Annotated in this window: 11 protein-coding genes and 1 other RNA gene; 7 read left to right on the forward strand and 5 right to left on the reverse strand. The window is 39.1% G+C overall.

The genetic code is table 11. From position 1 onward, the window contains the following. The first annotated feature begins 126 nt into the window (after positions 1 to 126). The 4 genes from HW120_RS12075 to HW120_RS12090 all read left to right on the forward strand — a co-directional run bounded on the left by HW120_RS12075 (position 127) and on the right by HW120_RS12090 (position 3,490). Positions 127 to 771: a hypothetical protein gene (locus HW120_RS12075; protein ID WP_177734352.1), complete on the forward strand. Its 645-nt coding sequence runs from the start codon at positions 127 to 129 to the stop codon at positions 769 to 771. A gap of 323 nt (positions 772 to 1,094) precedes the next feature. Next, positions 1,095 to 2,618: an RHS repeat domain-containing protein gene (locus tag HW120_RS12080; RefSeq protein WP_177734353.1), complete on the forward strand. Its 1,524-nt coding sequence runs from the start codon at positions 1,095 to 1,097 to the stop codon at positions 2,616 to 2,618. A 4-nt stretch (positions 2,619 to 2,622) separates the two neighbouring features. After that, positions 2,623 to 3,009: a hypothetical protein gene (locus HW120_RS12085; protein WP_177734354.1), complete on the forward strand. Its 387-nt coding sequence runs from the start codon at positions 2,623 to 2,625 to the stop codon at positions 3,007 to 3,009. Then, positions 2,987 to 3,490 carry a hypothetical protein gene (locus HW120_RS12090; protein ID WP_177734355.1) on the forward strand — a complete coding sequence of 168 codons (504 nt, stop codon included), beginning with the start codon at positions 2,987 to 2,989 and terminating at the stop codon, positions 3,488 to 3,490. The genes HW120_RS12085 and HW120_RS12090 overlap by 23 nt, the downstream gene beginning before the upstream one ends. Before the next feature lie 157 nt (positions 3,491 to 3,647). On the opposite strand, the gene HW120_RS12095 is transcribed toward HW120_RS12090, so the two are convergent. The 5 genes from HW120_RS12095 to HW120_RS12115 form a co-directional block, all read right to left on the reverse strand. Next, positions 3,648 to 5,054 carry an efflux transporter outer membrane subunit gene (locus tag HW120_RS12095; RefSeq protein ID WP_317168379.1) on the reverse strand — a complete coding sequence of 469 codons (1,407 nt, stop codon included), beginning with the start codon at positions 5,052 to 5,054 and terminating at the stop codon, positions 3,648 to 3,650. A 4-nt stretch (positions 5,055 to 5,058) separates the two neighbouring features. Beyond that, the gene (locus HW120_RS12100) at positions 5,059 to 8,223 is read right to left on the reverse strand and encodes an efflux RND transporter permease subunit (RefSeq protein WP_177734356.1); all 3,165 of its coding nucleotides are present in this window, start codon (positions 8,221 to 8,223) and stop codon (positions 5,059 to 5,061) included. A gap of 3 nt (positions 8,224 to 8,226) precedes the next feature. After that, positions 8,227 to 9,351 (reverse strand): efflux RND transporter periplasmic adaptor subunit, encoded by a 1,125-nt coding sequence (locus HW120_RS12105; RefSeq protein WP_177734357.1) that lies wholly within the window; start codon positions 9,349 to 9,351, stop codon positions 8,227 to 8,229. Between the two features lie 33 nt (positions 9,352 to 9,384). Then, entirely contained in the window at positions 9,385 to 9,870 is a 486-nt protein-coding gene (locus tag HW120_RS12110; RefSeq protein ID WP_177734358.1) for a GbsR/MarR family transcriptional regulator, read from the reverse strand. A gap of 265 nt (positions 9,871 to 10,135) precedes the next feature. After that, on the reverse strand, positions 10,136 to 11,215 hold the full coding sequence (locus tag HW120_RS12115; RefSeq protein WP_177734359.1) for a glutaminyl-peptide cyclotransferase: 1,080 nt from the start codon (positions 11,213 to 11,215) through the stop codon (positions 10,136 to 10,138). A gap of 89 nt (positions 11,216 to 11,304) precedes the next feature. Between HW120_RS12115 and ffs the strand changes: the two genes are divergently transcribed. The 3 genes from ffs to fsa all read left to right on the forward strand — a co-directional run bounded on the left by ffs (position 11,305) and on the right by fsa (position 13,040). After that, an RNA gene (gene ffs / locus HW120_RS12120) (signal recognition particle sRNA small type) lies at positions 11,305 to 11,402 on the forward strand. 131 nt (positions 11,403 to 11,533) lie between these two features. After that, entirely contained in the window at positions 11,534 to 12,337 is an 804-nt protein-coding gene (locus HW120_RS12125) for an SDR family oxidoreductase (protein ID WP_177734360.1), read from the forward strand. A 46-nt stretch (positions 12,338 to 12,383) separates the two neighbouring features. Next, a complete protein-coding gene (gene fsa / locus HW120_RS12130; RefSeq protein ID WP_177734361.1) occupies positions 12,384 to 13,040 on the forward strand; it encodes a fructose-6-phosphate aldolase in 657 nt (218 codons plus the stop codon). Position 13,041: the final 1 nt, after the last annotated feature.

Genomic DNA, 13,041 nt, shown 5'->3' on the forward strand with positions numbered 1-13,041 from the left:
GGATGTAACAATCCGGCTTTTTTTATATAACAACGGGCAATAAAAAAGTTTGTTTTAAAAATGGTCCGGTTGATTTATAATTTAATATTTTTTGTACATTGGCAAGACCAAGTAAACCAATAAATTATGAAAAAAAGCATGATACTGGCTTTGTCGCTGTTGTTCACGATGGGGATGTACAGCCAGAAGAAAAAAACTGTAAAAAAAGCTCCGGCTGCAAAAACACAGTCGACCGTTTTAGCGAAAGCCGATGATATTACTGCCGAGCTGGTAAAGAATAAAACACAACAATTTTTCTATGTTTTCAAAAATGAGAAAGGGGCTAAAAAGGATACCATTTTAACCAAAGCAATTGATAAAGCAGTTCCTGCCGAATGTAAGATCACCGCTTTTAAAGCAAAAGAAACACCGTTGTACTGCATTACATGGACCGAAAAAAATATAACGGAAACCAAAACAAAAAATGAAGAAGCCTTAAGTACTTTTTCTGAGATCTGGGAACCGGCAACCAAAACACAAATTTTAGCCAACGTACAGACGACCACTAAAATAAAAGAAATCGTGTTTTTAGACAAACTGCAAAACGCTTCTGAAACACAGGAAAGAATGCGCCGCGAGGGTTTTGAATTTACGTTGACCAATGAAGGCGATGTGGTTCTTAAAAACAAATCACAGGAAAGCAGGCTGACTTATAATCCTACCGATAAAAAATATGTGAATGCCGGTTCCGGAACCGGAAATTCCTCTGCACCGGCAAAGAAAAAGAGATAAAAAAAGAACATAAAAATGCCCCCGCTTTTGGGGGTATTTTTATGGAAATAAATCTCTGATTTCGTTTTGAGTTTAAACTTCCCTGCTCCATCCGGTAATCCCAATCAATTTAATCCGAAGCATATATTGACCCCATTGTCTTAAACTTTATCGTTCAGAAAGTGAACGGTATAGGGCATTTATGGGGTCAAAAAAAGTATACTGAAAAGTATACCAAATAGGTATTATTTAGAACTATATGGTTTAGGAAAATTGCGAAAACATTTTAAAATTTGAGTTTAACTTTTCTGTAAAAATCAGGCAGAATTTAAACGCAATGCGATATGAAAAAAATGTTTTGGATGTTATGCTTACTGAGCCTGCATATTACTGCTCAGACAGTTGGAGAAAACGGCGCTACGGATGATTATACTTATGATGCTTCTGGCAATCTGATCCTGGATGCCAACAAGAACATCACCAATATTACCTACAACCATCTGAATTTACCGGTAGTCATTACCTTTTCCAACGGTGACAAAATTGTGTATCTTTACAATGCTGTGGGTGAAAAAAGACAAAAGAAAGTCACTGTTGGCGATAAGACTACCGTTACCGATTATCTGGGCGGATTCCAGTATGAAGACGGCGAATTGAAATTCTTTCAGCATGAAGAAGGATATGTGGCTGTAACGAATAGTGACAGCGGAATGGATTTTACGTATGTGTACAATTATACCGATCATTTGGGTAATGTGCGTCTGAGCTGGGCAAAGGACAATACTACCGATGCCCTTAAAATCATCCGCGAAAGTCATTATTATCCGTACGGACTGGAACACAAAGGCTATAATACACAAAAGTATGCTTTTATAGTCCCTGAAAATGGTATTTCGGGTATCTGGACGGAACAGAAAAAGACAATAGTAAACCCTTATCGATACAGCTATAACGGAAAAGAATTTCAGCATGAATTAAGATTAAACCTATACGACTACGGTGCCCGGAATTATGATCCTGCGATTGGTAGATGGATGAATATCGATCCGCTGGCAGAAAAATCCAGGCGTTTTTCGCCTTACGTTTATGCATTGGACAATCCGGTCTATTTTATCGATCCGGATGGCATGCAGGCCATAAGTACTTCGAATATTTATGATGACCGTATACAAATGACTACGGCGGTGGGTAATGATGATTGGGTTAAAAATGGTAAAAATATTTTCTTTGACGCTACGATTAGTAGTCAAGCTGATGCAACCGCCGCTTATGGAGATTCTGTGAAACATTTAAATGATGGCTCAACGCTTACGGGATATAAAAGAGGTAAAGCATCATATCAATATACATTTCATAATAATGGAACAGTTACAAATATGAATAATAAAACTATAGATACTTCAAATGATATTCTTACAGAAGGTGGAACTACTATACAGAGTACCGGAGCAAAATCTGGTAATTTTTCAGGAGTTTCTATTGGAGGTGCGTTTTTAGGGGGGATTAGTTTTGAAGCAGGATTTATTAATGATGATATAGGAGGTAAAGCTGCATATTTTACTTTTGGAGGTAATGCAGGTATTGGTGGAGGTACAGGATTTAAAGCAGGGAAAATAACTCCAACAGGTGATAATCCTTTTTCTATCATTGATTTTGCCGGTAAAGGAAATTCTATTAGTACATCGTTTAATACTCCTTTAGGAGGATATGGCTGGGAAAGAGGAGGCTCTCAAGGTAGTAGTTTTGGTAATTTTGGCGATAATAAGCGTGGGTATCAATATACTGCTGGAAGTGTCGGGATAACGCCGTCATTAAAAGTTGAAGCAATAATTAGTGAAACCAAAACGTGGATTTTACCACTTAAATGAAATAATGAAACAGTTTGAACTAAATATAAAGCAATTAAAAAAGATAACTTTTTTATTAGTAGGGATTTTTATTGTAGGAATTATTGTATGGGATGTTTTTTATAATACAAATGATAGATTTCGTAATAATCTTCTAAATTCTATTCAAAATGAAGAATATAATGGGGTTGTTGTCGAAAAATATTATGATAAAGAGAATCATAATGATCCTACTTTAGTGTTAAAAAGTGGTGAGAAAGTTTCTGTATATGGAATTATCTGGGGAAAAATATACATAGGGGATTCCATCGTAAAAAATAAAGGAGAAACAACGTTAAGTTCTTTTAGAAATGATCAAAAATTGATTTTTGATAATAAAAGTATAATAGATGAGATTAGAAAATCTAAATAGTTTTATAATGACCAATATTGATATAAAAAAAGTTTTTAGTCTAATTTTTTGCTTAATACCAATAATTGTATTCTCACAGAATGTTGTTGTCGAAGAAATTATTAAAAGTGATGGAAAAGTTATATCAAAAACGAAATATGATAAGTCAAGTAAAGCTTTAGTTGTGAGTGATGAAAACGTTGTTATCGATAGATTTTATAAGCATCAGGATAATATTAAAGCTATAGATTCATTAATGAGTTTTCGTTTTTATCAAAAAACACCATATTTTAAATTCAAGGAGATTCTGAAAGCTAAACATAATAATTTTGGAATGTTTAAGAGAAAAGAATTATTTGATACAGACAAATCTAATCCAGATGGAATTATTGTTTATAAATATAAAGTTGAATATGAAAAAACAAATACTATTGAAGAGATTGGACTAATAAAAGAAAATTCAGCTGATTCATTTCATATAATCAGTTATAAGATTGAATAATCGCAATTATTAGTGCTGAATTGCTGTTTAGAATTTAGGAATTTCTATCCATTAGAATAAAGCAATAGATGAATAATGGACAAATGATAAGAAATAAAATATAAAGTGGCCGGAATTTCTCCCGGCCACTTTTACTTTTATATAGTTCACGCAAATACTATTGCACACCGCCACCCAATGCTTTATAAAGCATGATGATGGCATTGTATTGTTTGTATTTGTTATTAATCAAATCCAGTTCGCTGCTTAAAGCAGAATCTTTAGCCGTTAACACTTCTAAATAGTTAACAAAACCCTGCGTTAACAACTCGTCAGAATAACTTGCTGCTTTGCGTAAAGCATCTACCTGTTTTTCGCGGATGACTAACTTGTCCGTTTCGTTTTTATATTGTGCCAACGCATCCGAAACTTCTTTTCCGGCATTCAGCAAAGACTGCTCAAATTGTAAATAGGCTTTTTCCTGGTTGGATTTCGCTACTTCATATTTGGTTCGGATCTGACGCTGATTGAAAATCGGCTGGGTTAACCCGGCAACAATGTTCGCAAACAGGGAATTGGTACTAAACCATTCTTTTAACTGCAAACTCTGGAAACCACCGGTAGCGGTAACGGTAAAGGACGGGTAGAAATTACTTTTGGCCACATTGGTTAATTCGAAACTGGTAATCAGATTGTATTCTGCCGCAATAACGTCCGGTCTTTTGCTTAACAGCTCTGAAGGCACACCAAAATCAACATCCACATTCATTTTCTGGGCTTCAAGAGTACTTCTTTCGATTTTCCCCGGAGCCTGTCCTAAAAGAATAGACATGGTATTCTCTAACAACGTGATGTTTGTTTTTAAATCGGCAATAATCAGGTCGGTTGCATATTTCTGTGCTTCCGTTTGTTTAACAGCCACCTCGTTTACATTACCGGCATCTTTTAACGCTTTAATCGTAACAATACTGTTATCGCGGTTTAAAAGCGTTTCCTGTGCTATTTTTAATTGCGAATCCAAAGACAGTAATTGGTAATAGGTAGCAGCAATACTCGCTAACAACTGTGTTTTAACTGCCTGGTTTGCGGCTACCGTTTGTAAATAGGAAGCATTTGCTGCTCTTTTATTACTTCTGATTTTTCCCCAGACATCTGCTTCCCAGGACAGGTTTCCGGAAAGCTGGTACTGATCCAGAGAACCGTTAAAGAACGATCCGAACTGACTGTTTTTTGCCAGTTCCTGGTGGGTCAGGTTAGCCCCTAAACTCAGGGTAGGGAAGTAGCCTGCTTTTCCTTGTTTCAGATTGGCTTCGGCAGCAACAATGGTTTGTATCGCAATACGGATATCAAAATTGTTTTGCAGCCCTTTTTCAATATGTCCCTGTAAAATTGGATCTGTAAAAAGCGTTTTCCATGAAACACTCGCCATAGAAGTACTGTCTTTAGCTGCCTGGTCTGTTCGGTACAGGTTTTCGGTAGCTACTTTCGGTCTTTCGTATTTTTTGGCGACAAAGCAGGACTGCATCACCGATGCAGCTGCTATGACAACCATTATTTTATATGATTTTTGATAGTTCATGTTCATGATTTTATAGTGCAACATTTTCAGAATCTTCTTCTGCCGCTTTTTGAGCTGCTGTTTTTCCGCTCATACGTTCCTGTAATCCCTGGAAGATGACAAACAATACCGGAATAAAAAATACCCCTAAAATAGTACCGATTAACATTCCTCCAACAGCACCCATACCGATAGAACGGTTACCTACCGCTCCGATTCCATTGGCTAATGCCAGCGGTAATAAACCGAAGATAAAGGCGAAAGAGGTCATCAAGATCGGACGCAGACGTGCTTTAGCACCTTCAACTGCCGATTCAAAGAGGCTCATTCCGTGCCTTCTACGCTGGATGGCAAATTCGACAATCAGAATGGCATTCTTCGCAAGTAGTCCGATTAACATGATCAGGGCGATCTGGAAGTAAATATTGTTTTCCAGTCCAACGAGTTTTACAAATCCGATGGCTCCTGCAATACCAACCGGTAACGATAGGATTACCGATAACGGAAGCAGGTAACTTTCATATTGTGCACTTAATAGGAAGTAAACGAATATCAAACTCAACAGGAATACACCAATCGCCTGTCCGCCGGAAGAAATCTCCTCACGGGTCATACCGGAAAACTCATAATCGTAATTGTTCGGCAAATGTTCGGCAGCCACTTCTTTAATCGCGTTAATCGCATCACCGGAGCTATATCCCGGATTAGCTTTACCGTTAATGTTAACCGATTTCAATAGGTTGAAACGGGTAACCGCTTCCGGACCATAGGTCTTTTTCAGACTCACAAACTGACTGATGGCTACCAGTTCGTCATTTTGGTTCTTGATATAAATCTTATCCAAACTTTGCTCTGTAGCGCGATCTTCCGGTTTTGCCTGGATCATAACACGGTATTGCTTACCGAACCGGTTAAAATCCGTTGTGTACAATCCACCGTAATACCCCTGTAGCGTATTGAAAATATCGGATACGGAAATTCCGGCATCTTTGGTTTTTTCAATATTGATATCCAGCTGGTATTGCGGGAAGTTCGGGTTAAAGTTGGTCATGGCATACTGAATCTCCGGTCTTTTGTTTAAAGCCTGTAAGAACTCGCCGCTAACTTTACTGATTGTTCCCCAATCGTCATCGCCTTTGGACTGTAATTTAAATTCGAAACCGTCCGCAGTACCGAATCCCTGTACACTTGGCGGTGTAAAGAACAATGCTTTTGCATCTTTAAAGTGTGCCGTTCTTCCGAATAGTTCCCCCACTACGGCTTCAATGGACTGATTAGCTTCTTTACGCTGTGACCAGTCTTTTAATTTGATAACGGTAAAGGCATAAGAACCACCGTTTACGTTGTTTAATAAACTGAATCCGACAACGCTCATACGGGATTCAATGATATCCATAGAAGCTAAAATAGAATCCAGCTCGTTAACGGCTTTCTGTGTTTTTTCTAAAGTTGTTCCCGGAGGCAGGGTTAAATCCCCCATGATGATTCCACGGTCTTCATTCGGAATAAATCCGGACGGCGTGGATTTGAACAACAGGAAGGTGATCCCTACAACTGCTAATAAAGCAATTCCGGTGATCCATTTTCTTCTTACCAGGAAGTTCAGGGATCTACTGTATTTATTATTCATCGAGTCGAATGCCGTATTGAAAGAAGTAAAGAAACGGTCTTTCAAGCCTTTTTTGGCATGCTCAGAATCATCGTGTGGTTTCAGGAACAAAGCACAAAGCGCCGGACTCAGGGTTAAGGCATTGATTGCTGAAATTACAATTGCTACGGCTAATGTAATAGCAAACTGCTTATAGAATACTCCCGAAGGTCCTTTCAGGAAGGATACCGGTACGAATACCGCCGACATAACCAGGGTGATCGAAACAATCGCTCCGGTAATTTCGTCCATCGCAGAAATGGTTGCTTTTTTTGCATCCTTGATACCGTGATCCAGTTTGGCATGGACCGCCTCGACGACGACAATCGCATCATCGACCACAATACCAATAGCCAGAATCATAGCAAACAGGGTTAGCATGTTAATCGAGAATCCGAAGAGCTGCAGGAAGAAGAAAGTACCAACAATTGCTACCGGAACCGCAATGGCCGGAATTAGCGTTGATCTTAAATCCTGAAGGAAAACGAATACCACGATAAATACCAATATAAAGGCTTCTACCAAAGTGGAAACCACTTTTGCAATGGAAGCATCCAAAAAGGTTTTGGAGTTATAAGGAATAACATAATCCAGTCCTTTAGGGAAAGTACCTTTGCTCTCTTCCAGGATATGCATTACTTCCGTCATGATATCCTGTGCATTTGAACCGGATGTCTGGAAAATACCAACGGCAACACCCTGTTTCCCCATGGCCATATTCTTGGCGCCATAGTTGAAAGCCCCTAATTCTACAGTGGCAACATCTTTTAAACGAAGGAAATTTCCGTTTCCAGTCGATTTGATAATGATGTTTTCATATTCTGAAATCTGGGAAAGACGGCCTTTGTATTTGATTACATATTCGTAAACCCCTTCTGCGTTTTCACCGAATTTTCCGGGAGCCGCTTCTAAGTTCTGTTCCCGTAAAGCGTCCTGGATTTCAGACGGAACCACTTTGTAGTTCGCCATTTTTTCAGGGTCGATCCAGATACGCATTGAGTAGTCTTTTGCACCAAACACGTTTACCTGACCAACACCCTTAACACGTTGTAACTTGGGTACCAGGTTAATTCTGGCGTAGTTCTGTATAAAGGTTTCGTCATATACTTTATTGTCAGAATAAAGGGCAAAGAACATCAGGGCACTCGTCTGGCTCTTGATGGTGGTAACACCGGTATTTACTACTGCCTGAGGCAATTTACTGGTTGCTCTTGCCACACGGTTTTGTACGTTTACGGCAGCGATATCAGGATTAACCCCTAATTCGAAGAACACACTGATGTTTGCCGAACCGTTATTTGCCGATGTTGAAGTCATGTAGGTCATCCCTTCCACACCGTTAATTTCTTCTTCAATAGGTGTTACCACACTATTTAAAACGGTTTCTGCATTTGCTCCGGTATAGGTAGCACTTACCTGAACGGTAGGCGGAGCAATTTCCGGATATTGCTCTATAGGCAACGACGTTAATCCCAATATCCCGAGTATGGTAATGATAATGGAGATTACGGTTGAAAGAACCGGTCTGTTTATAAACGTTTTTATCATAATCTATTTTTTAGCTTGAGCATTAGGAGCCGGAGCGGTCTGGGCATTTTTACCAGCTTCCTGAGGAATGATTTCCTGGTTGTCTGTTAATTTGGTTACCCCTTCGATAACAACAATTTCATTAGGTTCGATACCGCTGGTAACGATGAAATTCAATCCGGATGTTCCGTTAGTCTCAATAATTTTGGAATGTACTTTATTGTCTTTGCCAACCGTATATACCATTTGTTTTCCCTGCATGTCGTACACTGCATTTTGCGGTAATAAAATCACGTCTTTTTCCTCTATTGGTAAACGGATGATCCCGCTGCCGCCGCTTCTCAATACGGCCTGAGGGTTTGGAAACTGTGCTCTGAATTCAGTACTACCGGTACGGGCATTAACCAATCCGTTGATCGTTTCAATTTTTCCTTTCTGATCATATACCGAATTGTCGGCCAAAATCAGCTCAACAGGAGGCAATGCCTTGATCTTTTCTGCGGTTGTAGCGCCTTTAAAGGTTTTGTTGAAATGGATAAGCTGTTTTTCATTCATCGTGAAATAGGCACGGATGTTACGGATATCCGATACGGTTGTCAGCGGATCTACTGTAGTAGAACCAACAAGGCTTCCCACTTTGTACGGTATGCTTCCGATAACACCATCTACCGGGCTGGTTATCGTCGCAAAATTGATGTTGGAAGCAATACTGTTGTAATTCGCTTTCGCCTGAGCTAAATTGGCTTTAGCCGTTTCAAGCGTCACATTACTGATGATTTTGCGCTCCACTAAAGGAATCAGCCTGTTTACTTCCACCTGAGCAGCGTTTACAGCAGCTTTGCTGGCGTTTGCATCCTGCGAAAGGGTGTTGGTTTCCAGTTTAAACAGTATTTGACCTTTTCGTACGTTTTGTCCTTCGTCAACAAAGATCTTTTCAATAAAACCGTTTACTTTCGGTCTGATTTCAACATTTTGCTGTCCTTGTAAATTCGCAGAATATTCTTGATAGGTTATAGCGTTCTCTTTAACTACTTTTTGAACCGGGAAGGGCATCGGTCCATTTGCCTGCTGTTGTTGTGATTTCTTGTCGCCACACGATGCCAGAATCAGTGTAGTCACCAACATGCTAAAGATTAATTTATTCTTCATAAGATAACTATTTATATAATTGTAAATAAACTTTTAAAATTCGTCTCGGGATAGGGATTCTTCGGTAATGGATTTATTCAGTAATTTTTCAAACTCAAGCAAATATTTCATATAGGTATCAATTGCTTTTGTTACCATAGGAGTGTGTCCTTCGGCAGGATACCGGACTTCATAGTCCCGGACTCTCATCAGCATTTTCTTTTCGGAGTCAAGGAATTTCAGATGGTTTTGAATGCGTTCGCTGGGAGGAGAGGGGAGGAAATATTTTTTCCGGTCTCCGGGTTTGGTATAGTAGCTTATTTTGCCCAATTTCAGCAGGAGGTTGATATTGGTAGAGATCGTGCTTTTACTGGCATTTCCCTGCTCTACCAATTCTTCAAAAGTCAGCCCCTTGGTTCTGCTGTTCAGGATCAGGATCCCAAGCAGTCGGGAAGCACAAGGGGGTAAATTATAGTAGGTTTCAAAGTGAATACCGAACAATTCGATCAACTCGTCTTTTTCTTCTTGCTGCTTATCCATAGTATTCTTTTTGTTAAATTGGTTGCAAAGATACAATTAGTTCGGTTTGAACCAAACTAACCGAACTAGTCGGCACGTTAAAAAAAGCTTAATATTTTATGACTTGGATGGCTTGGAAAAAAAAGAATCTGAATATTAGTAAGTTACCAATATTCAGATTCTAAATTCTTTAACTAATTTACAACAAAAAAGGATTAAAAAGACATTTTCCTGTTAAGAAATTATTTAATATTACTTTGCGTGTTAAAAAAATCCGGTCAGGGGATTAGTTTGCCACTTTTATTTCAAACATTTTATCCCAGTTTTTACCGGTTACAAAAATGGTTTTGGTCTTAGGATTGTAGGCAATTCCGTTTAAAACGTCCAGATCCGGATGTGCCGTTACTTTCGATTTCAGATCGGTTAAATTAATGATGGCTTCCACTGCACCGTTTTTAGGGTCAATGATCGCAATAGCATCTTTGGTATAAATATTTGCGAATATTTTCCCGTCGATCCATTCCATTTCATTTACGGCCTTGATTTTCGAACCGGCAGTATAGACATTAATATAATCGACTTCTTTAAAATCGGCAGGATTAACAAACCAGATTTTTTCGGTACCGTCAGACATTAACAGGTTTTTACCGTCATTGGATAATCCCCAGCCTTCCATTTGCGGTTTAAAGTACGGGAAGGTTTTCTCTTTTTTAAAGGTATCGGCATTGTAAACGTATGCTTCGTTGTTCTGATACGTTAACTGGTATACTTTATTGTTCAGTACGGTAGCGCCTTCTCCGAAAACAGTTTGCGGAAGTTCTACAATTTTATATACTTTTCCGGTTTTATAATCGGTTTTACGCAAGCTTGAAATACCGCGCAGACCGGTTCCGTTTCCGGCACCGTTTCCGGTACTTTCAATTAAAGTATCACGGTAAAATTCCAATCCCTGTGTGTATGCCTTGATATCGTGAGGGTAGGTGTTTATAATTTTATAGTCTAAAAGTTTAGGCTGAATTGCCGAAACCAGTTCGACTCTTCCGGTGGCTTCATTATTTTCGCCTTCAAAATAAACCAGTGCCTTAATATTCTGATAACCCAGTTTCTGGTCTTTTAAGGCAAAACTGAATTTACCGTTTCCTTTTACAGCGCCAACTTTTTTATCGTTTACATAGTAAATAACCGAGTCGATCGCCTTGTTTTCGATGTTTGTTATACCCAAAGGAAGGGTTTCCTGAGGCTGATAAACCTCTTTTAAGCCCGTTGTATCAATGCTGAATAAAATTTTTTCATTATTTTTTTCTTTGTCACAGGAGAAGAAAAAACTGCTTAATAAAATGAATGCTAATGCATTATAATTTTTCATGATTACTAAAATTGATTACCACAATATACGATTGTATTTTATATCTCACAATTGCCTTGCAAAAATATAAAAAGATTGTATATTTGCACCGGCAAGTCCTACACGACCAGCTCCTGCAGACTCCTCCAGGGTGGGAACACAGCAAAGGTATGTGGTTGTAGCGGTGCGATGTAGGTCGCTTGCCATTTTTTACAAAATACACGAATTATCTCCTTTAGGGAGATTTTTTTGTTTTAGGGCCTTTTTGGTTTTTATAAGCGTGCGAACTTCCTTATTTTAGCATGCTGAAAAGCAAATTAAACAATCAATTACAGTTCCATGAATAAAGTGGTTTTAATTACCGGCGGTTCTTCCGGTATTGGTAAAGCAATCGGAGAATTATTGTCCCACAGCGGATATAAAGTTTATGGAACCAGCAGGAATCCGGAACGGGTACCGCAAAGTGTTTTTCCATTGGTAGCTTTGGATGTACGGGATGCCGTTTCTATCCGGAAGGCTGTTGCCGAAGTGATTGCCAAAGAAGGCAGGCTGGATGTACTGATCAACAATGCCGGCGTGGGAATCACAGGGCCGCTGGAAGAGATTCCGGCTGAGGAAATCCGCAATAATTTTGAAACCAATTTATTCGGGCCGATAGAAGTAATGAAAGCCGTGCTGCCGCAAATGCGTCAGCAGCAATCGGGTTTAATCATTAATGTGACGTCTATAGCCGGTTATATGGGACTGCCTTACAGAAGCGTATATTCGTCGTCCAAAGGCGCCCTGGAATTAATAACGGAAGCCTTGCGAATGGAAGTGAAAAAATTCGGTATTCATATTACAAATGTGGCACCGGGGGATTTTGCGACCAATATTGCTGCCGGACGTTACCATGCACCTGTTATTAAAGGCTCGGCCTATGAGCTTCCGTATGGCAATACGCTAAAGGAAATGAACGAACATGTAGACGGTGGAAGCAATCCCGGTCAGATGGCGGAAGCGGTATTGAAGATCATTCAGAACCCGGATCCGAAAATCCATTATAAAGTAGGGGCTTTTATGCAGAAATTTTCCATTGTACTCAAACGGATCCTGCCGGATAAAGTATATGAAAAATTACTGATGAACCATTATAAATTGTAATTTTGTATTCCGTTTTTTAACACAACTATTATTAAATATATTTAAGATGAAATTTTTTATAGACACGGCTAATTTAGAGCAGATTAAAGAAGCACAGGCTTTGGGAGTATTGGATGGCGTTACAACAAACCCATCATTAATGGCGAAAGAAGGTATTACAGGAAAAGACAATATCTTAAAACACTATGTGGATATTTGTAATATAGTTGAAGGTGATGTGAGCGCGGAAGTAATCGCTACCGATTATGACGGAATGATCAGAGAAGGTGAGGAGCTGGCAGAATTGCACGAGCAGATCGTGGTGAAATTACCAATGACTCAGGAAGGTATTAAAGCGTGTAAATATTTCTCAGACAGAGGCGTTAAAACAAATGTAACGTTAGTATTCTCTGCTGGTCAGGCATTGTTAGCCGCAAAAGCAGGTGCTACTTATGTATCGCCTTTCCTGGGAAGACTGGATGATATCTCTATGGATGGTTTGAACCTGATTGACGAAATCCGTCAGATCTATGATAACTATGCTTTCGAAACGCAAATTTTAGCCGCTTCGGTACGTCACACGATGCACGTTGTTAACTGTGCTAAAATCGGAGCAGATGTAATGACAGGACCTTTATCGTCTATCCTTGGATTGTTAAAACACCCGTTAACGGATATCGGTTTGGCGCAATTTTTAGCAGACTACGAAAAAGGAAACAAATAGT

Source organism: Flavobacterium inviolabile (genome assembly GCF_013389455.1).
Lineage (GTDB): Bacteria > Bacteroidota > Bacteroidia > Flavobacteriales > Flavobacteriaceae > Flavobacterium > Flavobacterium inviolabile.

What these genes read in the sequence shown, in the direction of transcription:
- HW120_RS12110 (WP_177734358.1), bottom strand. Translation starts at nt 9,870, where the DNA reads ATGGATAAGCAGCAAGAAGAAAAAGACGAGTTGATCGAATTGTTCGGT.
- HW120_RS12115 (WP_177734359.1), bottom strand. Translation starts at nt 11,215, where the DNA reads ATGAAAAATTATAATGCATTAGCATTCATTTTATTAAGCAGTTTTTTC.
- HW120_RS12095 (WP_317168379.1), bottom strand. Translation starts at nt 5,054, where the DNA reads ATGAACATGAACTATCAAAAATCATATAAAATAATGGTTGTCATAGCA.
- HW120_RS12075 (WP_177734352.1), top strand. Translation starts at nt 127, where the DNA reads ATGAAAAAAAGCATGATACTGGCTTTGTCGCTGTTGTTCACGATGGGG.
- HW120_RS12105 (WP_177734357.1), bottom strand. Translation starts at nt 9,351, where the DNA reads ATGAAGAATAAATTAATCTTTAGCATGTTGGTGACTACACTGATTCTG.
- HW120_RS12125 (WP_177734360.1), top strand. Translation starts at nt 11,534, where the DNA reads ATGAATAAAGTGGTTTTAATTACCGGCGGTTCTTCCGGTATTGGTAAA.
- HW120_RS12100 (WP_177734356.1), bottom strand. Translation starts at nt 8,223, where the DNA reads ATGATAAAAACGTTTATAAACAGACCGGTTCTTTCAACCGTAATCTCC.
- HW120_RS12085 (WP_177734354.1), top strand. Translation starts at nt 2,623, where the DNA reads ATGAAACAGTTTGAACTAAATATAAAGCAATTAAAAAAGATAACTTTT.
- fsa (WP_177734361.1), top strand. Translation starts at nt 12,384, where the DNA reads ATGAAATTTTTTATAGACACGGCTAATTTAGAGCAGATTAAAGAAGCA.
- HW120_RS12090 (WP_177734355.1), top strand. Translation starts at nt 2,987, where the DNA reads ATGAGATTAGAAAATCTAAATAGTTTTATAATGACCAATATTGATATA.
- HW120_RS12080 (WP_177734353.1), top strand. Translation starts at nt 1,095, where the DNA reads ATGAAAAAAATGTTTTGGATGTTATGCTTACTGAGCCTGCATATTACT.